Origin of the sequence: Streptomyces sp. NPDC005962, from assembly GCF_040629205.1 — a bacterium.
Taxonomy (GTDB): Bacteria; Actinomycetota; Actinomycetes; order Streptomycetales; family Streptomycetaceae; genus Streptomyces.
In genome coordinates this window covers 507,883-534,143 of the sequence record NZ_JBEXVE010000002.1, presented here as the reverse complement: position 1 = coordinate 534,143, position 26,261 = coordinate 507,883, and the positions used below count along the sequence as shown (strand labels likewise).

The 26,261-nt window shown below is 73.1% G+C and carries 19 protein-coding genes; 7 read left to right on the top strand and 12 right to left on the bottom strand.

Translation table 11 applies throughout. The features are described 5' to 3' along the window. Positions 1-2: 2 nt before the first annotated feature. Entirely contained in the window at positions 3-662 is a 660-nt protein-coding gene (locus ABZ370_RS05895) for a response regulator transcription factor (protein WP_358616983.1), read from the bottom strand. After that, a complete protein-coding gene (locus ABZ370_RS05890) occupies positions 650-1,966 on the bottom strand; it encodes a sensor histidine kinase (protein ID WP_358616981.1) in 1,317 nt (438 codons plus the stop codon). The genes ABZ370_RS05895 and ABZ370_RS05890 overlap by 13 nt, the downstream gene beginning before the upstream one ends. A gap of 170 nt (positions 1,967-2,136) precedes the next feature. Between ABZ370_RS05890 and ABZ370_RS05885 the strand changes: the two genes are divergently transcribed. The 3 genes from ABZ370_RS05885 to ABZ370_RS05875 are packed head-to-tail and all read left to right on the top strand — an operon-like array spanning position 2,137 to position 5,686. Further along, complete coding sequence (locus ABZ370_RS05885) at positions 2,137-2,388, top strand: hypothetical protein (protein ID WP_358616978.1); 252 nt, start codon at positions 2,137-2,139, stop codon at positions 2,386-2,388. Next, a complete protein-coding gene (locus tag ABZ370_RS05880) occupies positions 2,385-3,149 on the top strand; it encodes an ABC transporter ATP-binding protein (RefSeq protein ID WP_358616976.1) in 765 nt (254 codons plus the stop codon). The genes ABZ370_RS05885 and ABZ370_RS05880 overlap by 4 nt, the downstream gene beginning before the upstream one ends. A 2-nt stretch (positions 3,150-3,151) precedes the next feature. Beyond that, positions 3,152-5,686, top strand: a complete 2,535-nt coding sequence (locus tag ABZ370_RS05875; RefSeq protein WP_358616973.1) for an ABC transporter permease — start codon at positions 3,152-3,154, stop codon at positions 5,684-5,686. A gap of 11 nt (positions 5,687-5,697) precedes the next feature. On the opposite strand, the gene ABZ370_RS05870 is transcribed toward ABZ370_RS05875, so the two are convergent. Next, the gene (locus ABZ370_RS05870; protein WP_358616971.1) at positions 5,698-6,408 is read right to left on the bottom strand and encodes a response regulator transcription factor; all 711 of its coding nucleotides are present in this window, start codon (positions 6,406-6,408) and stop codon (positions 5,698-5,700) included. A 43-nt stretch (positions 6,409-6,451) separates the two neighbouring features. Next, positions 6,452-7,645 (bottom strand): histidine kinase, encoded by a 1,194-nt coding sequence (locus ABZ370_RS05865; protein ID WP_358616968.1) that lies wholly within the window; start codon positions 7,643-7,645, stop codon positions 6,452-6,454. A 205-nt stretch (positions 7,646-7,850) separates the two neighbouring features. Between ABZ370_RS05865 and ABZ370_RS05860 the strand changes: the two genes are divergently transcribed. Together ABZ370_RS05860 and ABZ370_RS05855 are read left to right on the top strand one after the other, a co-directional pair. After that, a complete protein-coding gene (locus ABZ370_RS05860) occupies positions 7,851-10,346 on the top strand; it encodes an FtsX-like permease family protein (RefSeq protein ID WP_358616965.1) in 2,496 nt (831 codons plus the stop codon). A 106-nt stretch (positions 10,347-10,452) separates the two neighbouring features. Continuing rightward, positions 10,453-12,291 carry a glycoside hydrolase family 15 protein gene (locus tag ABZ370_RS05855; protein WP_358616963.1) on the top strand — a complete coding sequence of 613 codons (1,839 nt, stop codon included), beginning with the start codon at positions 10,453-10,455 and terminating at the stop codon, positions 12,289-12,291. Between the two features lie 15 nt (positions 12,292-12,306). Here ABZ370_RS05855 and ABZ370_RS05850 read toward each other — a convergent pair whose 3' ends face one another. Next, positions 12,307-13,062 carry an NPP1 family protein gene (locus tag ABZ370_RS05850; RefSeq protein ID WP_358616960.1) on the bottom strand — a complete coding sequence of 252 codons (756 nt, stop codon included), beginning with the start codon at positions 13,060-13,062 and terminating at the stop codon, positions 12,307-12,309. 79 nt (positions 13,063-13,141) lie between these two features. Beyond that, positions 13,142-16,114: a SpoIIE family protein phosphatase gene (locus ABZ370_RS05845; protein ID WP_358616957.1), complete on the bottom strand. Its 2,973-nt coding sequence runs from the start codon at positions 16,112-16,114 to the stop codon at positions 13,142-13,144. A gap of 219 nt (positions 16,115-16,333) precedes the next feature. Here ABZ370_RS05845 and ABZ370_RS05840 point away from each other — a divergent pair, with 219 nt between their 5' ends. Continuing rightward, positions 16,334-17,128, top strand: coding sequence for an alpha/beta fold hydrolase (locus ABZ370_RS05840; protein WP_358616955.1), 795 nt, complete (start codon positions 16,334-16,336; stop codon positions 17,126-17,128). Here the strand turns inward: ABZ370_RS05840 and ABZ370_RS05835 are convergent. The 6 genes from ABZ370_RS05835 to ABZ370_RS05810 form a co-directional block, all read right to left on the bottom strand. Beyond that, positions 17,103-18,653 carry an AMP-binding protein gene (locus ABZ370_RS05835; RefSeq protein WP_358616953.1) on the bottom strand — a complete coding sequence of 517 codons (1,551 nt, stop codon included), beginning with the start codon at positions 18,651-18,653 and terminating at the stop codon, positions 17,103-17,105. The genes ABZ370_RS05840 and ABZ370_RS05835 overlap by 26 nt on opposite strands. After that, the gene (locus ABZ370_RS05830; RefSeq protein WP_358616950.1) at positions 18,650-21,001 is read right to left on the bottom strand and encodes a CoA transferase; all 2,352 of its coding nucleotides are present in this window, start codon (positions 20,999-21,001) and stop codon (positions 18,650-18,652) included. Before ABZ370_RS05830 ends, ABZ370_RS05835 begins: the two co-directional genes overlap by 4 nt. A gap of 34 nt (positions 21,002-21,035) precedes the next feature. Next, a complete protein-coding gene (locus tag ABZ370_RS05825; RefSeq protein WP_358616948.1) occupies positions 21,036-21,902 on the bottom strand; it encodes an alpha/beta hydrolase in 867 nt (288 codons plus the stop codon). A gap of 93 nt (positions 21,903-21,995) precedes the next feature. After that, positions 21,996-22,949, bottom strand: coding sequence for a zinc-binding dehydrogenase (locus ABZ370_RS05820; RefSeq protein ID WP_358616946.1), 954 nt, complete (start codon positions 22,947-22,949; stop codon positions 21,996-21,998). Then, positions 22,946-23,779, bottom strand: coding sequence for an ABC transporter permease (locus ABZ370_RS05815; protein WP_358616944.1), 834 nt, complete (start codon positions 23,777-23,779; stop codon positions 22,946-22,948). Before ABZ370_RS05815 ends, ABZ370_RS05820 begins: the two co-directional genes overlap by 4 nt. 31 nt (positions 23,780-23,810) lie before the next feature. Next, the gene (locus tag ABZ370_RS05810; protein WP_358616941.1) at positions 23,811-24,665 is read right to left on the bottom strand and encodes an ABC transporter ATP-binding protein; all 855 of its coding nucleotides are present in this window, start codon (positions 24,663-24,665) and stop codon (positions 23,811-23,813) included. Between the two features lie 259 nt (positions 24,666-24,924). On the opposite strand from ABZ370_RS05810, the gene ABZ370_RS05805 reads away from it, so the two are divergent. Further along, on the top strand, positions 24,925-26,166 hold the full coding sequence (locus ABZ370_RS05805; protein WP_358616938.1) for a Rieske 2Fe-2S domain-containing protein: 1,242 nt from the start codon (positions 24,925-24,927) through the stop codon (positions 26,164-26,166). The last annotated feature ends 95 nt before the right edge of the window (positions 26,167-26,261 follow it).

The window sequence follows — 26,261 nt, the reverse complement described above, 5'->3', positions numbered from 1 at the left end:
CGTCAGACGCGGCGGTGGGCGTCCTCCAGGTAGTGCAGCACGGCGGCCACGCGCCGGTCGGTGCGGTCGGCGGGGGCCAGTCCGAGCTTGGCGAAGATGTTACGGATGTGTTTGTGGACGGCGCCCTCGGTGACGACGAGCCGCTCGGCGATGGCGGTATTGCCCAGCCCTTCGGCCATCAGGGCCAGGACGTCGCGTTCGCGCGGGCTGAGCCGGTCCAGCCGGGTGTCGGGCCGGGTGCGGGCGAAGAGCTGCGCGACGACCTCGGGGTCGATGGCGGTGCCGCCGTCCGCCACCCGGTGCAGCGCGGTCAGGAACTCCTCGACCCGGCCGACCCGCTCCTTGAGGAGGTAGCCGAGCCGGGCGCTGCCCTCGGCGAGCAGATCGGTGGCGAAGGCCTGCTCGACGTAGGCGGACAGCACGAGGACGGCCAGGTCGGGGCGGCGGCGGCGGGCCTCCACGGCCGCGGCGATCCCCTCGTCGGTGTGGGTCGGCGGCATCCGGACGTCCACGATGGCGACATCGGGCGTATGGGCCGCGACGGCGTCCAGAAAGCCGTCGGGGGTGCCGGTGGTGGCCACCACGTCGAGGGACTCCGCGCGCAGCAGCAGCGCGAGCCCTTCGCGCAGCAGCGGATCGTCCTCGGCGATCACAATCCGCATGGCAGGTCTACCTCCAGGGTCGTGGGCCCACCGGGTGGGCTGGTGAGGACGAGTGTCCCGTCGTGTGCTTCGGTGCGGCGGCGGATGCCGACGAGCCCGGAGCCGCCGTGTTCGTCCGCTCCCCCGCGCCCGTCGTCGGTGACGCGCAGGCGCAGTCGGCCGTCGTGGGTGCGGACGGTGACGGTGACGTGGCGGGCGCGGCTGTGCCTGGCCACGTTGGTGAGCGCCTCGGCCACCACGAAGTAGGCGGTGGCCTCGACGGACACGGCGCACCGGCCGGGTACGTCGGCGTCGATCCGGCAGGGCACCGGGGAGTCGGCGGCCAGGCCGGTGAGCGCGTCGGTCAGGCTCCGGTCGGCCAGCACCGGCGGCAGGATGGTGCGGACGACGCCGCGGAGTTCGGCGAGCGCCTGCTCGGCGGCGCTCTGGGCCTGTTCGAGGATGGCGTCGGCGCGGGACGGGTCGCGGGCCACGGCGCGGCGGGCCGCGCCGAGCAGGACGGTGACGGCGACCATGCGGTTCTGCGTCCCGTCGTGCAGCGACCGCTCGATCCGCCGCAGTTCGGTGGCGTGCGCGTCCAGGGCGGCGGCCCGGGTCGCGGTGAGCTGGGCGACGCGCAGGGCGAGATCGGTGCCCGGGGCGGCCGCGAGCAGCCGCCGCCCCGGCCACGCCTGGAGCCACGCCATGCCCGGTGCCACGCCCGCGACGACGGCGATCCAGCCGAGCCCCAGCAGGCAGACCGCGAAGGCGCCGGGCCAGTCGTGCACGGTCCACAGCGGCAGCGGGGACGGGGCGGCCTGCTCCGGTGGCACCAGCCGCCACCACAGCGGGAACGTGGCGTCGGTGGCCGCGGAGAGCGGCAGCGTCAGGCCGGTCAGCGCGAGCAGCAGCCCGGCGGTGGCGTGGCAGACCAGCCAGCGCGTCTCCCGCCGGACGGCGGGGTCGGCGGCGGCAGCCCGCAGCCGCGTCGGACCCGGCTCCGGTACCAGGACTTCCGGGCCCCACCGGGACAGCCGGGCGCGCTCCCGGTTGGCCACGGCACGCAGCCCGCGCAGGGTGACGGGCACCAGCGGCAGCCCCACCCCGACGAGGCACGCGAGCGCGGTGGCGACCAGCCACACCAGCATGACCACGGCCAGGATCGAGGTGGCGAGTCCCCCGGCGAGCTGGTCGAAGGCGTCCAGGACGGTCCGGCCGCGGGCGAACGCGTCCCACGGGCGGGTGGGCCCCGGACCGGACCGTGGCGCGGCTCCCGGACCGGCCCGTGTGGCGTCGGTCCGCGCCGTCACCCCGTGTGTGTCCATCCCCACCTCCTGGACCGGGACGATAAGGCACCCGCGAGCTGCCGTCACCTCGCCCCGGGGCGAGGTACAGCCTGCTGTACCCCGGGTCTCCCGCTGGCCGGATCGCCGGTGGCGCCGCCGGTTCGTAGCGTCGTTCCGTGCCCAACGCCCCGACGTACGAGGAGTTTTACGTGACCGATCCCTACCGCGGTTTCGCGGGCCCGGAGACACCACGGCCGCAATCCGCGCATGACGGGCGTGACGGGACCGGGTTCGTCCGTCCCGTGCTGTGGCTGCTGCTGGTGGTCTTCGCGGTCGGCAACATGGTGACGTCGTCCATCGGGGGCTTGAGCGTGTTCGTCGGCATCGGCTTCGGCGTGGCCACCCTGGCGTGTGCCGTCGCGCTCGTCGCCCACCACCGCAGGCATGGGCGGCGCTCATGAGGCTCATCCGTACCCGGCATCACGAAGCTCTGACGTCCCGTCACACACCGGCGGTGGAGCTGGCCGGTGTCACCAAGACGTACCCCGGCGGTGTCCGCGCCCTGGACGAGGTGTCGCTGACCGTGGAGCGCGGCACGTTCGTCGCCGTGATGGGGCCCTCGGGCTCCGGCAAGAGCACGCTGATGCACTGCGCCGCGGGGCTGGACTCGCCGACCGGCGGACGTGCCTTCATCGACGGTACGGAGATCGGCGGGCTGGACGAGGCACACCGCACCGAGCTGCGCAGACGCTCCGTGGGCTTCGTCTTCCAGTCCTACAACCTGGTGCCGTCCCTGACCATCGAGGACAACATCCTGCTGCCGCTGCGGCTGGCCGGTGAGAAACCCGACCGGGGGTGGGTGAGCGGACTGATCGAGCGGGTCGGGATGACGGGGCGGCTCGCGCACCGTCCGGCCGAACTCTCCGGTGGCCAGCAGCAACGCGCCGCGATCGCACGGGCGTTGGTGTCCCGGCCCGCGGTGGTGTTCGCCGACGAGCCGACGGGCGCGCTGGATCTGAAGACCGCCCGTGAGGTGCTCGGGCTGCTGCGCGACCTGGTGGACGGCCTCGGCCAGACGGTGGTGATGGTCACCCACGACCCGGCCGCCGCCGCGCGGGCCGACCTCGCGATGGTCATGGCCGACGGGCGGGTCGTCGAGACGCTGAAGGCGCCCACCGCGGCCGAGTTGGCCCAGTGCGTGACCAGCCTGGAAACGGAGTGACGATGCTGTACCTCGCGTGGCACATGGTGCGCCGCAGGATCGCCGCGCTGCTGGCCGTCACGTGCGCGACGCTGGGCGGCGCGGCGATGGTCACCGATATCGGTGTGCTGGCCGAGTCGGGTTGGCGTTCGCACGCGCCGGTGGAGCGGCTCGCCGGTGCCGATGTCGTGGTGTCCGGCAGCCAGACCTTCCACCCGGAGGGGGACCTGCCCATCGCGCTGCCGGAACGGGCCAGGGTGCCGGGCGGACTCGTCGACCGGGTGGCGAAGCTGCCCGGTGTGGCCGACGCGGTCGGCGACCGGAGCTTCCCCGCCGCGGTCGTCACCCCGGAGGGCGGGGCCGTACCGGCGGACGATCCGGGTGCCACCGGACACGGCTGGTCCTCGACCGCCCTGCTGGCGCACCCCCGTATCACCGGCACACCCCCGGCCGGTCCGCGTGACGTGGCCCTGGACCATGGCACCGCCAAGGCCGCGGGCGCACGAGCCGGTGACCGGGTCACGGTGACCGCCGCCGGGCGCTCGGCCCGCTACCGGGTCTCGGCCGTGGTCGACGCCGCCGGAAGCGGTCTCTGGTTCGCCGACGCCACGGCGGCGCGGCTGACCGGCCACCACCCCCGTCCCGGCAGCGTGGACCTGATCGCGGTACGCGCCGAACCGGGCGCCGGTGACTCGGTCGCCGCCGAGGTCCGCCGCGCCGTCCGGGGCAGCGGGCTGACCGTGTCCACCGGGGCGGACCGGGGTGACGCCGAGGCGCCCGGTACGTCCGCCGCCCGCTCCCTGCTGCCCACCCTGGCGGGGTCGCTGGCCGGGGTCACCGTGCTGGTCGTCGGTTTCATCGTGGGCGGCGCGCTGTCGGTGTCGATCGGGGCCCAGCGGCGGGAACTCGCCCTGATGCGCGCCGTCGGCGCGACACCGCGCCAGATCCGTCAACTCGCGGCCCGCCAGGCCGTCATCATCGCGGTCGTCGCGGCCGTCCCCGGTGCCGCCCTCGGCTATCCGCTGGCCGAACGGTTCCGCGAGCTGCTGGTCTCGAACGGGATGCTCCCGGACGCACTGCCGCTGACCCTCGGCCCGCTTCCGGCGATCGTGGCCGTGCTGCTGCTGGTCGGCGTCGTATGGGTGGCGGCCCGGTCCGCCGCGTGGCGTACGTCGCGCAGACCGGCCACCGAGGCGGTCGCCGAGTCGCGCAGCGAACCGCGCACCCCCTCGAAGGCGCGCGCCCAGGCCGGTCTGGCGATGATCGTCGCGGGCACCGGGGCCTCGGTCACACCGCTGCTGGCCCGGTCGCAGGCCGGGGCGGCGGCCACCGCCCTGGCCGGTCTCATCGCGGCGATCGGGCTCGCGCTGGCCGGTCCCGCCCTGGTGGGCGGCGTCGGCCGACTGCTGGCGAGGAGGCTTCCGGCCGACGCCTCGGCGCCGACTTGGCTGGCCGTGGCCAACAGCCATGGATACGCGCTGCGTTCCGCGGCGGCCATCAGCACCCTCGCGATGGCCGTGGTGTTCACCCTCACCTACACCCTGACCCAGACCACGGTGATGGCGGCCACGTCCGGTGACCTCCGCGACGCCACCCGGGCGCAGCTCGGGATGAGCGCGCCCGGACTCGGGGGCATGCCCGGCGATGTGCTTCCCGCGCTGCGCGACACCCCCGGTGTACGGGCGGCGGCCCCGGTCACCTCGACCACCGTCCTGTGGCCGTACCGGATGCTGGGCGAACCCGAGATCGAGAGCAGCTCCGCGCTGGTGCTGACCCCGGAGGCGCCGGGCGTCCTCGATCTGGACGTGCGCGACGGCAGCCTGGCGAAACTCAGTGGCGCCACCGTCGCGGTCTCCACCGATGCCGCCGGGTCACGCGGCGCGGCCGTGGGCGACACGGTGGACCTGGTGCTCGGCGACGGGGCCCGGGTCACCGCCCGGGTGGTGGCCACGTACGCGCGCGGCCTCGGCTTCGGTCCCGTGGTGCTCTCCAGGGACCTGGCAGCCGGACACACCACGGCCGGTCTCGACCAGAGCGTGCTGATCCGTACCGACGGCGCCGAGGAGACCCGGCGTCAGGTGGCCGCGCTGGCCGCGTCCCGGCCGGGCCTGGCCCTGGACGACGACCGTTCCGGGCCCGGGCTCGGGGGTGTGGGCGGCACCGCGCCCGAGCTGTGGATCAACATCGCGGTGCTGGCGGTGCTGCTCGGCTACCTGCTGCTCGGGATCGCCAACAAGCTGATCGCCACCACGACGCAGCGGCGCACCGAACTCGCCGCGCTCCGGCTGATCGGCGCCACACCGCGCCAGATCCTGGCGATGATGCGGCGCGAGGCGGCGCTGATCTCCGGGCTGGCGCTCGTCACGGGGCTGGCGCTGTCCGTCGTCCCCCTGGTGCTGCTGTCCGCCGGTTTCCTGCACCGCCCGTGGCCCGCGGGTCCGCCGTGGCTGGCGCCGGTCGTCGCGGTGGTGGTGGCGGGCATCGCGTTCCTCACCGTCGAGCTGCCGACCCGTCAGGCGCTGCGCATCCCGCCCGCGCACGCGCTCGCCCGTGGCTGACCCGGGCCCGGTCAGCCCGCGTCGCCCTGGCAGATCCCGTTCTCCCAGGCCCAGGCGGCGATTTCGACACGGTTGCGCGCGGCGAGCTTGCGCTGCACGTTGCCGAGGTGGGTCTTGACGGTGGACAGGGTGATGTAGAGGTCGGCGGCCACTTCCTCGTTGGTGCGGCCCCGGGCCACCCGGCGTACGACGTCCAGCTCGCGCTGGGTCAGCGGCTCGGTCGGCGCCTGACGCCCGCCGCCCCCTGCCCTACGGTCCGGCCGGACCTCGGAGGGGGCGGCGGGGCCGGGGCGGTGGGGAGCCATCTGGGCGAGGAGGCGGACGGTCACCGAGGGGGAGATCAGCGAGTTGCCCGCCGCCGCGGCCCGCACCGCCTCGGTGAGCAGTCCGGGGGCGCCGTCCTTGAGGAGAAAACCGCACGCGCCGTTGCGCAGCGCGCGGTAGACGTATTCGTCGAGGTCGAAGGTGGTGGCGATGAGGACGTTCAGCGGGTCGGGAGCGTCGGGTCCGGCGAGCAGCCGGGTGGCTTCCAGACCGTCCAGCCGGGGCATGCGGATGTCCAGGAGGCAGACGTCGGGGCGCAAGGACCGGGCCTGATCGACCGCGTCGGCGCCGTCCGCCGCCTGGGCGACCACCCGCATGTCCGGCTGGGAGTCGATGATCATGCGGAACGCGGCACGGACCATCTCCTGGTCGTCGGCGAGGAGTACCCGGATCGTCATATCGTCCATGATCGCAGGCGCCCCGCCCGTCCTCCGGAGGACACTAGACGGCGTCCAGCGGCAGGAGGGCCAGGACGTGCCAGCCGCCGCCCTCGCCCGGTCCGGCCGCGAGACGGCCACCGGCCCGCTCGATCCGCTCGGTCAGGCCGACGAGGCCGTAGCCGCCCCCGTTCCACGCGCCGCCCGCCTCCGCGCGGGCGGCCGGGGCGCCGCCGCGGCCGTCGTCGGCCACCGACACCTCCAACTCCTCGGGCGCGCCGGGGCGCAGCCCGATCCGTACGTCGACCCGGCCCGCTCCGGCGGCGTGTTTGCGGACGTTGGTCAGGGACTCCTGCACCACACGGTGGACGGCGGTGGTGATCTCGGGCGGCAGCGGGCGGCCGGTGAGCCGCGGGTCGAGGGTCAGTTCGGCGGACGGTCCCAGCGCGGAGAACTCCCGGGTGAGGTCCCGCAGTCCGGTCAGGCCGCCGGTGGGGCTGGTGGCGGCGGGCGCGGTGGTGTCCCGCAGGCTGGAGACCATGGCGCGCATCGACCCGAGCGCCTGCGATCCGGCCCGCTCGATGTGGGCGAGCATCTGGTCCAGATCTTCCGGGGACTGGGCGTGACCGGCCGCCGCGGTGAACCGCGCGGCCTTGGTCTGGGCGACGATCGCGGTCACGTGGTGCGCCACGAAGTCGTGCAGCTCCCGGGCGTGTTCCAGGCGCTGTGTCTGCAGAATCGCCTCGCGCTGCCGGTCCCGCAGCGCGTCGTACAGGCGCAGGCACAGCCCCAGCACCACCATGAACGGCACACACACCGCGGTCACGGTGATCACGTTGTTGAGGCTTTCGCCCCGTTCGGCGATCCGGAGCGGAAGAACGACGACGGCGAGGGCCGGGGCCGCGGGGAGCAGGACGGCCATCAGCGGGGAACAGCGCCGCACGGCGCGGGTGATGAGCCACAGCAGGGCGCACAGCTCGATCATGCCCGGGGTGTTCTCGGGACGCCGGGACAACCCCGTCTCCACCAGGGTCAGCGCGCAGGACGCGGCCGTCGCGAGCAGGGCGTACCGCACGAAGAGTCGTTCGGGCACGGCCAGGGCGAGCAGACACAGCGTCCCGGACACCACCGTCGCCAACGCCGTCGGCGGATACGGGGTGTTCAGCGCCTCCAGAGCCACGAGGGCGACCAGTACGGCGCCGCCCAGGCACAGCTGGATTCGCCGCGGGCGGGAGCGGGCCCGGAACTCGGTGATCATGACGGTTCACGGTACGGCCGTGCGGCCCGCGCCACATCAGCCTTTCGGCCGAGGGCAGGCGGGCGGGGCACCGGCCGTTTCGGCCATCCAGTGGATTCGCCGCCCCGGGCCGCAGCGACAGGATCGAACCGCTCCAACCGCTCACGCCGTTCGCCCCGCTCACACGGCGCGAACCGCACCGCTCAACCGATCCCGAAGGCCGTCGATGCTCCGCACCGCTCTGCGCACCCTCCGCTCCCACCGGCTCCGCTTCGCGATGCCCGCCCTCGCCGTCCTGCTCGGTGTGGCGTTCGTGACCGGTTCGCTGCTCTACGGCGACTCGGTGAAGGCGGCCGTCGCCCGCGCACAGACCGACTCCCAGCCCGATGTGTCGGTGCGGATCGAACCGTACTCCCCCGACGAGGCCTCCCTGCTCGACGGCGCACTGCTGAACCGGCTGCGGAAGCTGCCCTCGGCGGCCGCTGCGCGCGGTGTGGTGGAGGGCCCCTCCTTCGTGGCGGGCTCCGATGGCTCCCTGGTGGGTGACCTGTCCCGGGCGGCGGGCGTCAACTACGTGCCCGGCGACGGTGGCGAGGACATCCGCTATCCGCTCGCCTCGGGCCGTGGCCCGGTGACGTCCGGGGAGGTCGCCATGGACCGGCGGACCGCCGAGCGAGCCGGGTACCGGGTGGGTGACCGGGCGCGCGTGGTGGTGGGCGGTACGGCCCGAAGCGCCGAGCTGGTCGGGCTCTTCACCGCCCATGACAGCGGGCTGGAGGCCGACGGCACGCTCACCGCCTTCGACTCCGCCACCGCCGAGCGGTACTTCGCGCCCGCCCGGGGCAGCTACTCCGCGATCACCCTGACCGCGGCCGACGGCGCGTCGGACACCCGGCTCGCGCAGGAGGCGCGGAAGGTGCTGCCGTCCGGTGTCAAGGCTGCCACCCGGGCAGAGCTGGAGTCCGCGGCCGCCGCCACCGGGGACGGCGACAAGCTCACGCAGCTGCTGCTGAGCTTCGCCGGGGTCGCCCTGTTCGTCTCCACCTTCCTGGTCGCCAACACCTTCACCATGCTCAGCGCCGCCCGCGCCCGGGAACACGCGCTGCTGCGGGCCGTCGGCGCCACCCGGGGCCAGGTGATGCGCCGGGTGCTGACGGAAGCCGCCCTGGTCGGGACGGTCGCCTCGATCGCCGGATACGCGCTGGGGACCGGTGTCGCGACGCTGCTGGGCAGCCTGTTCGGTGCCACCGGAGGACCGGCCGCCCCGGTGCGGCTGCTGTCCGCCACGCCCCTCACCGCGGCGTTCGCGGTCGGCGTCGGCGTCACCGTCCTGTCGGCGTGGCTTCCGGCCCGCCGTGCGGCGGGGGTGCCGCCGGTGGCGGCGCTGCGTACGGTCGAGCCCTCGACGGCCGCCTCGCTGCGCCGCCGCAGTGTCATCGGCGTGGCCGTGACGGTGTGCGGTGCGCTGCTGCTGGGTGCCGCCGTCGGCGAGGCGGACCTGCTCTACGCCGCCGTACCCGTCCTCCTCATCGGCCTGATCGTCCTCACGCCTCTGCTCGCCCTGGGCGTCACCGCGCTGCTGCGCTCCCCGCTGACCCGGCTGGCGGGCATCCGCGGCAAGCTCGCCGTGGAGAACGCCCGCCGCAACCCACGGCGTACGGCGGCCACCGCGACCACCCTCATGGTCGGCCTGGCGATGATCACCGCGGTCACGGTGGCCGTGACGTCGGTGAATCGCCACGACGAGCAGGAGGTCGACCAGTCCATGACGTCGGACCTGCGCATCACGGCCGTCCCCTTCGCGGAGGTGGGCGACGACACCGCCACCCGGGTCGCCCGGCTCGCCGACGCGGAAGCCGTCTCGCCTGTCGTCAACACCTATCTCGACCTGTCCGGCCACGACTCCATCGGGGTCACCGCCGTCAACCCCGCCACGGTGGAACGGCTGGCGCCGATCACCGTGCGGGAGGGCTCGCTGGACCGCCTCGGCCGGGGCATCGCGATCACGGAGGAGCTGGCCGCCGAGCGTGGCTGGCGGCTCGGCTCCCGCGTCAGCGGCGCCTTCACCGGCACGGGCGGGCGGACCAGTCTGCCCGTCGTCGCGGTCTACGACGGCCCGGAGAGCATGGCGTCCGCCCTGGTGTCCGACCGGTCCCTGCCGCGCCCGGCAGCCGCCGGGGACCGGCCCTATGTCGGATCGGTCCTGGTCAAGGCCGCCCCCGGCCGTACGGACGCGCTTCAGCGGGAGATCCGGCGCGCCCTGGACAACCCCGCGCTGCTGGTCGAGGACCGCGCCGACGCGCGGGCGGCGGCCACCGCGCAGACGGCCCCGTTCCTGAACATCATGTACGCCATGCTCAGCGTCACCGTGCTGATCGGCGCCCTCGGAGTGGTGAACACCATGGGCATGGCCGTCTTCGAACGGGTCCGGGAGATCGGCATGCTCCGCGCCATCGGCCTGGACCGCCGGGGTGTCGCCTCCGTCCTGCGCATCGAATCGGTGACCATCTCCCTCCTCGGCTCCGCGCTCGGTGTCGGCGTCGGCAGTGTCCTCGGCGCGGTGGCCGTCCTCGGCGAGGACATCCCCCTGGTCATCCCGTGGGTCAGGACGGCCCTCTTCTTCGTCGCGGCCGCCGTGATCGGTGTGCTCGCCTCCCTGTGGCCGGGGCGCCAAGCCGCGCGGGTGCCGATGCTGAAGGCCATCGCCACCGACGGGCAGTGACGGCGGCCCGCGCGGGGCGGTGCCGTACGTCCGTATCCACACGCGTATCGCTACGGACGTATCCTGAAATCCGAGGTACCGCGACCGGCGAGCGCGGGAGGTAGCGATGACCGTCGCCGAGAGCCTTCGCCCCTGCAGGGCGGACACCCCCCGGTATCTGCCCATCGCGGAACACGGCCTGATCGGCGATCTGCGGACGGCCGCGCTCGTCGGCACGAACGGCACGATCGACTGGTACTGCCCCACCCGCTTCGACGCGCCGAGTGTGTTCGCGTCGATCCTGGACGCCGACCGTGGCGGTGCGTTCGAGCTGGCCCCGGACGCGCCCGCCCGGACGAAGCAGTTCTACTTCCCCGACACCAACATCCTCATCACCCGCTTTTTCGCGGACGACGGTGTCGCCGAGGTGCAGGACTTCATGCCGGTCGAGGACGACTCCCGCGAGGCCGACCGCCACCGGATGATCCGCCGGGTGCTGTGCGTACGCGGTTCGCTGCCCTTCACCGCACGGGTGGCACCCCGCTTCGACTACGGACGGCAGACGCATACGGTGAGCGTCCGGCAGGGCGGCCTCACCGTGTTCGACTCCCCCGATCTGTCCCTGGCGCTGACGTGCAGCGTCACGGTGGAGACCGACGGCCTCGACGCGGTGTCCTCGTTCAAGCTGGCCGAGGGCGAGGCCGCGGTGTTCGCGCTCGACCGGATCGGCGGCCCGGTGCGACCGCGGCCCTGTCCGCTGGCCGAGGCGGAGCAGCTGTTCGACACCACGGTGCGGTACTGGCGCCGCTGGCTCTCCCAGTCCCGCTACCGCGGACGCTGGCGGGAGATGGTGCACCGCTCGGCGCTCACCCTCAAGCTCCTCACCTACGCGCCGACCGGCGCCATCGTGGCGGCGCCGACGGCGAGTCTGCCCGAGCAGATCGGCGGGGAACGCAACTGGGACTACCGGTACGTATGGATTCGTGACGCCGCGTTCTGCGTCTACGCGCTGCTGCGGCTCGGATTCACCGACGAGGCCGAAGCCTTCGTGCGCTTCCTGTCCGAGAACATCCGACTGCGGGAGGGCCCCGGCGGGCCGCTGCAGATCATGTACGGCATCGACGGCCGCAGCGAACTCACCGAGGAGGAACTCTCCCATCTGGAGGGCCATCTGGGCTCGGCCCCGGTCCGGGCCGGCAACGGGGCCGTCAACCAGCTCCAGCTGGACATCTACGGCGCGCTGGTGGACTCCCTCTACCTCTACGACAAATGGGGGAAGCCACTGGCCAGCGACCACTGGGACACCGTGTGCGAACTGGTCGACTGGGTCTGCGACCACTGGGACCAGCCGGACATGAGCGTGTGGGAGACCCGCGCCGGCCCCCAGTGCTTCCTGTACTCGCGGCTGATGTGCTGGGTCGCGATCGAGCGGGCGATGCGCATCGCCACCCACCGCGGCCTGCCCGCGAACATGCCCCGCTGGTCGCGGACCCGCGACCGGATCTACCGCCGGATCATGCGAAACGGCTGGTCACCGCGGCGGCACGCGTTCGTGCAGCACGAGGGCGACGATGTGCTCGACGCCTCCGTACTGATGATGCCGCTGGCCAAGTTCATCTCCCCGGCCGACCCCAAGTGGCTGTCCACCCTGGACGCGCTGGGCGAGGAGCTGGTGTCCGACTCGCTGGTCTACCGCTATGACCCCCAGGCCAGCCCGGACGGGCTGCGCGGCGAAGAGGGCACCTTCTCGATCTGCTCGTTCTGGTACGTCGAGGCGCTGTCCCGGGCCGGACGGCTGGACGAGGCGCGGCTCGCGTTCGAGAAGATGCTGACGTACGCCAACCACTGCGGGCTGTACGCGGAGGAGATCGGCCGCACCGGTGAGCAGATCGGCAACTTCCCGCAGGCGTTCACCCATCTCGCGCTCATCAGCGCGGCCTTCAACCTCGACCGTGCCCTGGGCTGAACTGGGGTTATCCGGTCACGCGGCAGGGTCGAAGGGGATGCCCGACGGTTTGGCCTTCTGGAGGTGGTCGGCGAAGCCGGCGTCCTTGAGGCCGAAGTTGGCGCTGCCGAAGTCGGCCTGGCTCAGCTTGTCGCGCAGGCCCGCGGGGTAGCCGTTCCAGCCGACCAGAGTGGGGAACTGCCAGGCGTGGTAGTGGTTCTCCGGCGGTTCGTCATTGGTGTTGGCGAGGCGGAACGCGTGGGTGCTCAGTCCGTCCTTGTGGTAGACGATCTTCGGGTGGGTTCCGTCCCACCGGACCTGGTCGCGGCCGTAGGTGGTGAACCCGCCGTGGGCGGAGGTGGAGACGTACTGGGCCTGGTCGTTCTGCACCCACACCACGACGTGTTCCCAGTCGTGGCGGTGTCCGCCGACCGACGCCTGGTCCTTCTCGAAGTAGAGGCCGTACATGACGGCGCACCAGCCGTTGTTGCACTTGGAGCGCGCGTATCCGTTGGTGTTGTCGAGGTCCGGGGCGTCGCGGCACTGCCCGTTGGGCGCCCCGGAGGGGTTGAGTCCACCGTTCAGCGTGGAGTCGGGGCCGATGGCGGGGGTGGGGTAGCAGCCGTCGGTGTCGTAGTCGTAGGCGGGCTGGAACGTCTGCTCCAGCGCCTCCGCGTTGCCGGGCAGGGCCTTCGGCGGGTCCGCGAGAGCGCTTCCGGGCAATGCGACGACCAGGGCGATGGCGGTGCCGAGGATGAACGAGACCTTGCGGATGCGGGAGCTTGGCCGCACTGTGTCCTCCTGGTTGGCCTTGTGGAGGCGGACATGTCAACCAGGAGGTTACGTCAACTGACCTTCACGGAGGGGACGTTCAGGAGCGCCGGGGCGGGATGGGCTGTTCCGTCCAGATGCACTTGCCGTCGGCGGTGTAGCGCGTGCCCCAGCGCTGGGAGATCGCGGCGACCAGTTGCAGACCGCGTCCGCCCTCGTCCATTTCGGCGGCCCGGCGGATGCGCGGTGTGGTGGCGCTGCCGTCGGAGACCTCGCAGATGAGTGTCCAGCCGCGGATCAGGCGCAGCCGGACGGGGCCCCGCGCATGCCGGACGACGTTGCCGACCAGCTCGCTGGCGAGGAGTTCGGTGGTCGTGACCAGCTCGTCCAGATGCCACGCCGTCAGCTGATCGCGGACGTGTTCGCGGGCGAGGGAGGCCGCCACCGGCTCATCGGGGAGCCGCCGGACGGAGATGTTCTCGGGGGCGGTGCGGTGCAGCCGGGCGACGAGCACGGCGGTGTCGTCCGTGGTCAGTTGCTGGGCGGGCAGCATGGCGTCGAGAAGGGTGTCGCAGAGGCGGTCGAGCCGTCCGCGCTCCTCGCGGTGGTCCTCGCCCGGACCGCAGGCCGGGGGCGGATCGCCGGGGCCCGCCAGGCGCCGTCCGGCGTCGGTGGTGAAGACCCGGGAGCACTCGGCGATGCCCACGTCGATGTCGCGGGTGGCGGACTCGACCAGGCCGTCGGTGTACAGCACCAGCAGGCCGTGGCCGGGCAGTCGCAGTTCGGCCGTACTGAACGGGGGTTCGGCGGCGCCCAGCGGCGGGTCGGGCTCGATGTCCAGGCACTCCACGACCCCGTCGGGGCGCACCAGGAGCGGCGGAGGGTGGCCCGCGCGCGCCATGGAGCAGACCCCGGACACCGGGTCGTAGACGGCGTACAGGCAGGTGGCGAAGGAGTCGTCGCCGAGGTCGCTGACGATGTCGTTGAGGTGGGCGAGGACCTCCTCGGGGGGCAGCTCCAGGTTGGCCAGTGTGTGCACGGCGGTGCGCAGTCGTCCCATGGTGGCGGCCTCGGCCAGCCCGTGGCCCATCACATCGCCGATGACGAGCGCCACCCGCTCCGCGGACAGCGGGATGATGTCGTACCAGTCGCCACCGACCTCCGTACCGCTGCTGGCCGGGAGATACCGCACGGCCGCGGTGACGGCGGACGGCGTGGGCAGGTCCTGGGGCAGCAGACCGCGCTGCAGCGCCTGGGCGCGGGCGTGCTCGGCGTCGTAGAGCCGGGCCCGGGACAGGGAATGGGCGACCATGCCGCTCAGGGCCGTCAGCAGGGTGCGGTCGTCGGCGGAGAAGCGGCGGGGCTCGGCGAAGGCGACGACGCACACGCCGCTGGGATCGCCGGAGGCGATCAGGGGCAGGAGGGCCCAGGCGTTCTTCTCCGCGAGGGCCGGGTAGTCGGCGAGGCCGGGGGCCAGCTCGACGTACTCGGCGGCCGAGGCGATGAAGCGGGGCTGGCGCGAGGCGATCACCTCGTGGAGGAGCGGGTGGCTGTCGGCCGCCGCGATCCCGTCGATCTTGCGCAGGAACGTCTGCGGATATCCGACGGCCCCGACCACGTGCAGCCGCTCGCCTTCCAGCACCTGGACCAGCAGGCCCGAGGCGCCGAACGGGGACAGCATGTGGGCGGCGGCCACCTCGACGACGTCGTGGGTGGTCACCGCCTCGGCGAGCGCGCTCGTCATCCCGCGTATCCTCGCCGCCTGCTCGGCGGCGGACCGCTCGGCCGCCTCCCGCCGCGCCGCCCGGGTGCGGGTGTCGGTGACATCGGTGAGGTAGGCGGTCAACCCGTCGGGCACCGGGACCAGCCGGATGTGGTACCAGCGGCCGTCGGTGGGCCACCGGATGTCGAACCCCGCCGGTGTGCCGTCGAGCGCGGCGTGCCGGCAGCGGGCCTCCAGCTCGGGGACCAGGCCCGCGGGGCCGTCCCAGAGCGGCCCGCCCAGCACGTCCACGGACGGTCCGACGAGGCGCTCGGCCTCGACGTTGAGGAAGGTGATCCGCCACTCCCGGTTCACCGCCCAGAACGCGTCGCTCATGAAGCGCAGCGCCTGCCCCACGGACTCCCGCGCGATGCGGCTCTCGGTGGTGTCCCAGACCCGGCCGATCATGCGGACGGGTTCGCCGCGCCCGTCGACCGCCAGGTGGGCACGGCTCTGGACCCAGCCGGTGGTGCCGTCCGGGCGGCACACCCGGTACTCGGCCTCGTACACACCGCGCCCGTGCAGCGCCTCCTGCGTGGCGGCCATGACCCGCGGTACGTCCTCGGGGTGGATCAGGCCGACCCAGCTCTCGATGCGGCGTTCGTAGTCCTCCGGTATGCCCAGGAGTGCGAGCCCCGCCGCGTCCCAGACCATCTCGCCGGTACGGATGTCCCACTCCCAGGAACCGACCTTCGCCGCCACCAGGGCCTGGCGGAGCCCGGAGCCGGCGGGCTGCACCTGCCACCACGGAGGGGCCCGGCCCGCCACGGGGGCGGGCCGCGACAGCCGCCCGGAGGCCCAGCGGGCCATCTCCAGCAGGAAGCCGCGCTGCTCCGCGGTGGGCGCGCCGGGCCCGGTGAACACGGACAGCGCGCCGACGGGGGTGTCCTCGCCGAACAGGGGGACGGCGGCCACCATGGTCGCCTCGGGAAGTCTGCCGTGCGCGTACGGACGGACACGCTCGGTGTCCGGGCAGCGCGCGCCCGGAACGCGCCCGTCGGCGGCGGGCAGCCAGACGAACGCGCCGTCCCGTACGGCCCGGGCGGGGGCGAGCGCCGGGTCGTCCTCCCGGATCTCCTCCCACTCCTGGAGGGCGGACCGGGGCAGCCCGCCCGCGAGCACCAGACGCAGTTCGTGGCTGCCCGCGGGCCCGCACGACCAGTGCACCGCTCCCGCGATACCGCCCAGTTCGGACACCGCCTGCGTCAGCGCGTGCTCCATCACCTCGCGGTCCGTGAGCTGGACACCGACCGCCGAGAGCAGGGGAAGCCGCTCATCGCACCAGGTGCGTACGCGACCTGCCGAGTCCATCGACATATCGGCATATACCCTAAGGCGTCCTCGCGCCGCAATCGAGAGTCATGAGGCGGCCTATCGCATTCTTAGCGCCCGATCGGCCATGCCGAACGCCCCGGCCGGCGGTTCGCAGAGCGGACCGGTTGCCTGGTGCCCGGCGTGCGGGGCCTCCACAGTGTTCACCATCGGCGCGCCTCCCGCTCCCTCCCGTCCGATGGAACAGGCAGGTCACTCATGACGGACTCCTTGCTGCGCGGCTATGTGCCCAGCCCCTTCGGGCAGCTGCACTATGTCGAATCGGGTACGGGCGAGCCGGTGCTGATGCTCCATCAGACACCGCGTTCCTGGACCGAGTACCTTCAGGTGCTGCCGCTGGTCGGGGCCGTGCACCGGGGCATCGCCATGGACACCCTGGGCTTCGGCGCCTCCGCGAAGCCCGAGGAGCCGCATACGATCGAGCGCTTCGCCGACGCCGCCGGGGCCCTCGTCGAGGCGCTGAGCCTGGAGCGATTCCACCTGGTGGGGCACCACACGGGCGGTGTCGTCGCGGTGGAGCTGGCCGCCCGCTACCAGGACCGCGTCGCCAGCCTGCTGCTCTCCGCCACGCCCTTCGTCGACGACGAGAAGCGGCGCACCGCCGACCGGCGCAAGCCGGTCGACCACGTCGACCCCCGGCCCGACGGTTCCCATCTGCTGGAGCTGTGGAACCGGCGGCGCGGCTTCTACCGGGAGGGGGAGGAGGCGGCGCTGCACCGCTATGTGATCGACGCGGTGACGGTGCTGGACCGGGTGGAGGAAGGCCATGTGGCGGTCCGGCGCTACGCGATGGAGCAGCGTCTGCGGCACATCACCGCGCGGACGCTCGCGGTGTGCGCCGACGGGGACCACTACTCGCTGCCCGCCCTGGAGAAGTTCGCCGCGGCGCTCGGCTGCGACACACGGGTCGTACCCGGCGGACACGTCCCCGCGCCGGAGCAGCTGCCCGAGGAGTACGCCAAGGTCATCACGGAGTGGGTGACGGGCGGCTGACCGGGGACGCCCCCCGCTGACCGGCACGGTCCCAGGTGTGCGCCGTGACCCCGCGCTCGCGGAGCACGGCCTTGCGGATCTTGCCGGTCGCGGTGAGCGGCAGTTCGGGGACGATGTCGACGTAGCGGGGCACGGCGAACGGCGGAAGCTCGTCCTCGCAGTGGCGCACCAGCTCCAGCGGGTCCAGCGCCCGGTCAGGGCGGACCGTCACCGCCACCATGACCTCGTCCTCGGCCAGCTCCGACGCCACGGGGAAGGCCGCGGCCCCGGCCACCGCCGGATGGGAGCGGACCGCCGACTCCACCTCCGCCGAGGCGATGTTCTCACCGCGCCGCCGGATGACGTCCTTGATCCGGTCGACGAAGCGGAACCATCCGTCGGGTTCGCGGATCACCCGGTCGCCGGTGCGGCGCCAGGCGTCGGGCGGCGGGGGCGGGTCGTCCCCCAGGTAGCCGGTGGAGAAGGCGAACGGCCGGTGGCTGCGGACGACCAGCTCACCCGCCATGCCGTCCGCGACGGGAGCGAGCCGTTCGTCGACCACCCGCGCGGAGAAGCCGTCGCGCACGGTGCCGATGTAGCCGGGCCGGTGGCGGGCGGGGGTCGACCCGATGACGAGATTGGTCTCTGTGGAGCCGAATCCGTCCACCAGCGTGACGCCGAAACGGGACAGAAACGGCTGGTACGCCGGGCCCGGGGTGGCCGGTGACAGCCCGCGCCGGGCCCGGTGCGCACGGTCGTGGGGGCCGGGCGGCCGCGCCAGCAGCATGGGCACCATCGCGCCGAGCAGATACACGGCGGTGGCACCGGCCTCCGCCACCTCGGCCCAGTACCCGCCCGCGGAGAACCGCCGCCCGAGCACGCACGCGGCGCCCACGGTCATGGCGTGCGCCAGGGTGTTGAGGGCGTTGGTGTGGAACAGCGGCAGACAGGTGTGGAGCACATCGTCCGAGGTGAGGCGCAGGGAGTCGGCGACGTTACGGCCCCACCACACGGACTGGGCGTGCGGGCAGCGCACCCCGCGCGCGACGCCCGTGGTGCCCGAGGTGAACAGGATGGCGGCGGTGTCCGCGGGTCCCACGGTCGCGGGCGGCAGCGCCCCGGCCTCGCCTGGGGCCGGGGCGCCGTCGCCGCCGATGGTCCACACCGGGCCGCGGAAACCCGCCGCCGTGATACGTCCCGTGAACTCCTCCTCGGCGCACAGGAAGGACGGCTCGGCCTGGCGCAGGATGTGTCGCAGGCCCTCGCCGCGCAGCCCGGTGTTCAGCGGCACCAGCACCGCGCCGAGCCAGGCGCAGCCGAGGATCAGATCGGTGAACTCGACGCGGTTGCCGGACATGACCGCGACCCGGTCGCCGGGGCGGCAGCCGCGCGCGGCGAGCGCTCCCGCCATGGTGGCCGCCGCCTCGCGGGACTGCCGGTAGGTGCGGGTCACCCCGTCGGCCCGCAGGAACACCCGGTCGCCGAATTTGGCCGCGGCGGCGTCGAGGAGAGCGGGGAGCGTCATGGCCGCGCCCGGTGTGCTCACCGCAGAACCCCCGCCTCGCGCAGCTGCCGGATGCGTTCGGCGGTCAGCCCGGCCACATCGCGCAGCACCGTGTCGGTGTCGGCGCCGAGTACGGGCGCGGGTGTGCGGAGGGAGCCGGGGGTGCGGGTGAGGCGGATCGGCAGGCCCTCGTGGAGGAAGCCGCCCGCGACCGGGTGCTGGGCGTGCACATAGAAGCCGCGCGCCCGCAACTGCGGGTCGTGCTCGACGAGTTCGCGGCCGTCCTGCACGGCTCCGGCCGGTACGCCCCGCTCCTGGAGCAGCTCGGCGGCGGCGTCGGCGGGCATGCCCCGCGCCCAGCCGCCGAGCGCGGTGTCCACCAGGTCGGCGGCCCGGCGGCGGGCCTCGGCGGTGGCCGTCCGCTCGTCGGTGGCCAGCTCCGGGCGCCCGATCACCTCGCACACGGCCGCCCATTCCGTGTCGTCGCGGACGCTGAGGGCCAGCCACCGGTCGGCGCCCAGGCACCGGTAGACGCCCTGGGGGCTCCACCGGGGGTGGGTGTTGCCCCTCGGCCGGGCCACTTCCCGCTCCGGGTGCGAGGCGGCGAGGAGGCTGGTGCCCATGTGCGCGGCGATCGCCTCCAGCTGGGACAGGTCGATGTGCTGTCCGCGCCCGGTCTCGTCGCGGTGTTCCAGCGCGGCCACGGTGGCCAGCGCGGCCTGGAGGCCCGCGACGATGTCGCCGTGGCCGTAGATCACACCGACCACGTCGTCCGGCCCCCAGCCGGTGAGGCCGGTCAGTCCACTGCTCGCGGATACGGTGTCCGCGTACGACACCCAGCCGTTGCGCGGCCCGGTGTGGCCCATCCCGGACATGCTGACGTACACGATGCCCGGGTTGATCTCGCGGAGCGCGTCGTAGCCGAGGCCCAGTTTCTTCATGACCGTGGAGCTGAAGTTCTCGACGAGGACATCGCAGGACGCGATGAGTTCGCGGAGCACCGCGAGGCCGTCCTCGGTGCGGGTGTCGAGGGCGACGCTCTGCTTGTTGCGGTTGACCTCGTTGAAGTAGCCGTTGGTGTTCGGGTCGGTGTGGTCTCCCCGGGAGAGGTGCATGAAGGGGGCGAACCGGGTGGGGTCGGGGCGGCCAGCGGACTCGACCTTGATGACCTCGGCGCCGTGGTCGGCCAGCACCTTGGTGCAGTACGGACCGGCCAGCACCCAGGTCAGATCCAGGACGCGGACGCCGTGCAGCGCGGGCCGCACGGGCTCGTCGACAGCGGCGGCGGCCACCGGGCGGGCCGGGCGGCGCTCATCGAGCAGCCCCTGATCGGCGCCGGGTCCGGGGACGTCGAGCTTCCCGGGCCGGTGGCCCTCGGGGAACGCGAACGGGAAGCCGATGTCGGTCCGCTCCCCCTGCGGGGTCCGCAGCCGGGTGAAGAAGCCGCGCGCGGCGAGCTGCGGGTTGTCCGGCAGCTCATGGGGCAGGTCGACGGCCGCCCAGGGCAGCTTTCTGGCCTGGGCCCGCTCCGCGAAGTCGGCCTTGGGCCGGTGGCTCAGGAAGTCCTGGACCACCGCGAACACATGCTCCTGGTACTTCTTGCGCTCGACGGGGTCCTGCCACCGGGGCTCGGCGAGATCGGCCTCCGCGCCCTCCTCGCGCAGCCACTCCAGCAGTGCGTCCCACATGCGCGGACTGCCCCCGAGCCCGCCGCCCAGATAGCCGTCGGCGGCCCGGAACAGCCCGTGCGGCACCAGCGGATGCACCCGCCCCGGGCGGCCCGGGACCCGGTCCTCATGGAGGTAGGCGAGGCAGCCCGCCTCCAGGGCGGCCGCGACACACGCCTGCGCGGAGACGTCGGCGAGCTGGCCCGGGCCGCGCCGCCGGGCCCGCAGCCCGAGCAGGGCGGCGATGGCCGCGCCCACGCCCGCGAGGTGTTCCGCCTGCCCCTCCGGCATCCGCAGCGGCGGGCCGTCCGGGTCGCCCACCTGCGCGAGCATCCCGCCCAGCGCCGCCACCACGAAGTCGCTGCCCTGCCAGCCGCCGCGCGGCCCGGTCAGCCCGAAGGGGGTGACGCGTACGTGCACCAGGTGGTCGAGGCCTTCGGCGCTCGCCTCCGCGCCGCCGGGGGTTCCGTCGAGCAGGATGTCGGCGCCCTCCAGCAGGCGGCGCAGCCCGGCCGCGCCGTCGGGGGTGGCCGGGTCGAGGGTCACGGCACGCTTCCCGGCGTGCCAGTGGGCGAACGCGTCACCGCCTTCCTCGCGCCGGGTCGCGTCGCCTTCGGGCGGTTCGACGAGCACGACCTCGTAGCCCAGTCCGACCAGCAGCCTGCCCGCGAACCGGGCGAACGGGCTGGACAGTTCGACGACCCGCAGAGCAGGCTCGCTCACGTTTCCTCCGCGCTGTGTCAGGTGTTCTGCTGGTTCAGGCGTGCTGTTGATTCAGGAAGGCGGAGACGACGGTGTAGTAGTCGTGGGGGCGTTCTTCCTGGAGGTGGTGCGAGACGTCGTTCATCACGTGCAGATTGCCCCGGGGGATCATGCGGGCCAGCATCAGCGGATAGTCCGGGGTGAGAAACGCGTCGTACATGCCCCACATGAAGAGCGTCGGCGCCTGGATGCGGCCGAGTGTGCCGGTGAGGTCCTGCCAGTCGCCGCGCGGGTTGTCGGAGGCTCCGGCGAGCGCCCTCTCCTCCGGGTCGAGGCTCTGCTCGTGGCGCATCGTCACCGTGGCGTCGGGGATGGCGTCCGGGTCGTACCACTCCAGGCGTGCCATCAGCTCGCGCATCTTCTGCCACGACGGGCCGGTCCCCCCGTAGTACACGTCCCGGGCGTTGCGTCCGCGGCGGCCGCCTTCCGGCAGCGGGGCCAGCGGGCCGTGGAAGACGGGCATGCTGCCGGTGATGACGAGGGACCGGACCCGCTCGGGGTACAGGGCGGCCAGGTTGAGCGCGATGGTGCCGCCCCAGGAGTTGCACACGAAGTCGGCGCGCTCCACGCCGAGGGTGTCCATCAGCGCCACGGTCTTGGCGGCGTGGTAGTCCCACATGGGGCCCTTGATGACCGGCTTCGCGGACTTGCCGTACTGCAGGATGTCCACCAGGAGGCACCGGCGGTCCGCGGCGAAGAGCCGCGAGACCTGACCGAAGTCCGACCAGCCGGTGCACCCGGGGCCGCCTCCGTGGAGGAAGACGGTGGGGCTGCCCTGCCCCGTCTCGATGTAGTGGTACGTGACGCCGTCCGCCTCCGCGGAGGCGCCCGCCGGGGGTGCCTGGATGTCCATGAGGTCCATGCACCGATGGTGTGGTGGCCGGGGTGTCCCGCCCAAGCGATCCGGTCCACTGAGCGGGCCGCCGGGGCAGCCCGCTCAGCCGGGTGGGACGGGTCAGGAAAGGTCGAGCGCCACCTTGCCCACCGCGGCTCCGGTACGCAGCCGCTCCACCGCCTCGGCCAGCCGGTCGGGGGTGTAGCGCTCGATCGGCAGCGTCAGCTCCCCGGACATCAGGTCGCCGAGCATCGCGTCGGTGTCGGCGGCGACCTCCCTGCCCCGCGACATCAGGTTGACGGGCAGCAGCGCCACGTCGGCCAGGAGCCAGTCCGCGAGGTCGACGGCGAGCTCCCGCCCGGCGGTGTAGCCGACGAGCGCGGCCCGGCCACGCGGCCGGACCAGCCCCAGCGCGTCGCGCAGCACCGGGCCGCCGACGGTGTCGATAAGCGCGTCGACCGGGCCGCCCACGGCCTCGGGCGACAGCTCCGTTGCCAGGACCGCCTTGGCCGGCGCCGGGACGTGAGCGAGCTTGGCCGGGCGGCCGACCACGCCGATGACCTCCGCCCCGGCCCGCGCGGCGACCTGCACCGTCAGGGCGCCGACCGCGCCCGCCGCGCCGGTCACCATCACCCGCTCCCCCGGCTGTACGCCTGCGACCGAGTGCACCGCGGCCCAGGCCGAGCCCGCCGGGGAGAAGTAGCTGCACGCCAGGGCGGGGTCGGTGCCCTCGGGCACCGGGGACACGGCCGCGTCGGGCACCACGGCGTGGTCGGCCCAGCTGCCGTCCCGGCGCATCCCGAGCCCCTTGCCGTTGATCTTGACCAGGGCGCCCTCGGGGTGGGTGTCGGAGGCCACGACGACACCGCATCCGGTGGTGCCGGGCACGGTGGGCAGATCGGGCAGGATGCCGAACGCGCCGTCCACGATGTTCAGGTCGAGGTGGCCCACCTGCGCGGCACGCACCCGTACGAGGGTCTGGCCCGGTCCCCGCTCCGGCACCGGACGCTCCGACAGCCGGGGCAGGGTGCCGAAGCTCCCGAGGACGAGGGCACGGGACGTCTGGCTGCTCACAGTTTCACTCCATAACGACTCAGGACACGGGAGGCGACGATGCGGAGCACGCGATCGTAGACGAACCCGAGGATGCCCAGGGTGATGATCCCGACGAATACCCAGTCGATGCGACCGTAGTTGCGGGAGGTCCAGATGAGCGATCCCAGGCCGACCTGCGAGGCGACGATCTCCGCGGACACGATGGTCAGAAAGCTGTTGCCCATCGCCAGCCGCGCCCCGGTGACGATATGGGGCACGGTCGACGGCAGCACGACGCATCGCAGGATCTGGCGGCGGTTCGCGCCCAGGCTCGCCGCGGCGCGCAGTTTCGACTCGTTCACGGCCATGACGCCGGCGCTGGTGTTCAGGGTGACGATGAAGACCGACGTGTAGAAGATGAGGACGACCTTCGACGACTCGCCGATGCCCAGCCACACCACCGCCAGGGTCACGAACGCGACCGGGGGGATGAACCGGAAGAACTCGATATAGGGGTCGAGCAGATGCCGCACGAGCGGGATCTGCCCGATCAGCAGGCCGACGGGAACACCCACGGCCAGGCCGAGCCCCCAGCCGATCAGGATGCGGCGGCCGGAGGCGACGACCGAGTTGAACAGGGTGCCGTCGCCCGCCAGCTCCCGGGCCGCCGACAGGGTCTCGCTCGGGGAGGCGACCAGCGCGGAGCCGTACGTCACCGCCAGCAGCTGCCACACGGCGACCCCGGCCAGGACGGACACCGTGTACAGCCCGGCCGCGCGCAGCCGCCCGGCGGTGGCGCGGCCGGTGCGCCGCCCGGGGCGTCTCCCGGGGCGCGGAGTGGCGGACGTGCCCGCCGTCACGATGGTCATCGGATCTCCTCGGTCATCGGGTCTCCCCCGGTCATCGGGTCTCCTCGAGGTCGAGTCCCTGGTCGCGCAGGGACTTGCGCACTTCTTCACCGATGTCCTCGCGCAGACCGCGGCGGAGTTCGGCGGCGGCCGGATCGGCCGGGTCGCGGGGCCGGGGCAGGTCCACCGGGTAGACGGCCTTGACCGAGGCGGCCGGGCCCGCGGTCATCACCGCGATCCGGTCGGCCAGCAGGATCGCCTCGTCGATGTCGTGGGTGACGAAGACGACGGTGCAGCCCGAGGCCTTCCAGATGCGGCCCATCTCGTCCTGCATCACCTGGCGGGTCTGGGCGTCGAGCGCGCCGAACGGCTCGTCCATCAGCACCACCCGCGGCCCGCCCGCCAGCACCCGGGCGATCTGCACCCGCTGGCGCATACCGCCGGACAGCTGGCCGGGAAACCGGTCGGCGCAGTGGCGCAGCCCCACCAGGCCGAGGTAGGTGTCGGCCAGTTCGGCCCGCGCCGCCCGGGACTGTCCGCGCATCCGGGGGCCGAAAGCCACGTTCTGCCGTACGGTCATCCAGTCGAACAGGGCCTCGCTGCTCTGGAACACCATCCCGAGGTCGGGGTCGGGACCGCCGACCGGGTCGCCGTCGACGGTGAGGCCGCCCTCGGCCACCGGGACGAACCCGGCCATGGCGGACAGCAGAGTGGACTTGCCGCAGCCGCTCGGCCCGAGCAGGCAGAGGAACTCACCGGCCGCGATGTCGAGCGAGATGTCCCGTACGGCCTCGAAGGAGCCGAACCGGATACCGACCCCGGTGGCGGACAGGGCCGCGCCGCGTGTTCCGCCGCTCCCGGGCACCGAGCCGTCCGGGGGCCGGGGGGTTGCGATGGTCTTCGTCATCGTGCTCCCTTCACCGAATTGGCGCACGGTAGAACGCGGCGGCGCGCCCGCGCATGGAGCGGGTTCCGCTGAGCGGGACGCGCCCCGTCCCGCGCCTTTCGACGGGGTGACCCGCCAGGTGGACGCCACCTCCGCCGCCACCTCCGCGCGCCTCCCGCGACACCGGGCGTTCTGCTGAGCGGGACGAGTCCGTAGGCGAACGCGGCGGGTCCGCGCATGCTCGGTGCCACGTTCCTACGGCAGCGGGAGGACACGCACGATGACGGTCGAGGGCTCGCCCGATACCAAGCACACCGGCCGGGGCCGCGCCAGACCAGCGGGAGAACCCGGCCGCCAGGACTGGAGCTCATGGCCCCACTACGACGCGGCGGGCGCGGGCTTCCGCGGGTACTGGTACCCGGTCACCTGGTCCAGCCACATCACCGGAAAGCCGCTCCCGTTCACTCTCTGCGGCGAGAAGATCACCCTGATCCGGGACGGCGGTACGGCGTACGCGCTGCACAACCGCTGCCCGCACCGCGGGGTGCCGCTCTCGGAGGGCGACCAGCAGTTTCCGGGCACCGTGAGCTGCCCGTACCACGGGTGGACGTTCGATCTGCCCACCGGCAAGCTGTCCGCGGTCATCACCGACGGGCCCGGCTGCAGGCTGACCGGCAAGGTCGGGGTGCGGACGTACCCGGTGGAAGAGCGCCTCGGCATGGTGTGGGTGTACATCCCGCTCGCCGACGAGGAGCCGCACTCCATCGACTCACAGCTCCCCGAGGAGCTCGTCGGCAACGGGTTCGTCATGGGCGGCCGGATCGAGCCGCGCGGCGGCAACTGGCGCTTCGCCTGCGAGAACGGCTTCGACGAGGGCCACGCGAAATATCTCCACCGGACCGCGCTGTGGCGGCTGTTCAAGCCCATGCCCACCTGGAACATCACCCGGATCGTGCCCAAGGGCCGCTGGATCTTCCGGGTGCAGGACGAGGTGCACTGGGAGGCCGACTACCCCGGCGTGGGCCACTGGTCCAACAAGCGCTGGTGGAAGATGCAGCCGCCGAAGGAAACCTTCAACATCGGCAACACCGGCAAGGCCGACACGATCAATCCGACGATCGAGGCGCAGGAGTTCCCCGGCTTCGCGTCCCTGTCGATGCCGGGTGTGCTGCGCATCGCCTACCCCAAGTTCATCCACTACGAGTTCTACGTGCCGGTGGACGAGGACAACCACCGCTACGTCGGGGTGATGGTCAACTTCACCGAGGGCTGGCAGACGCTCGGCTTCTACGCCAAATACCTGGGCGCCGTCCGCTGGCTCTTCCACGGGCAGTTCTCCGGCCAGGACGCCTGGATGGTCGACGTCACCGACGCGCCGCCGGAGAAGCTCTACCGCCCCGATGTCTCGCTGACCTCCTGGCGGAACCTCAGCGAGGAGGAGTACGGAAAGAAGCTGGCCGCGCTCGGCACCGAAGCCGACTCCCCGGAAGCCGCCAAGCCCACCCGCGAGAAGAAGGCATGACCATGGGCCGCACACTGCTCACCCTGCTGGCCGGGGCCGCGATCGCCGTGGGCCTCCCCCTGGCCCGGAAGCGCGTCGCGCGCACCACCATGACC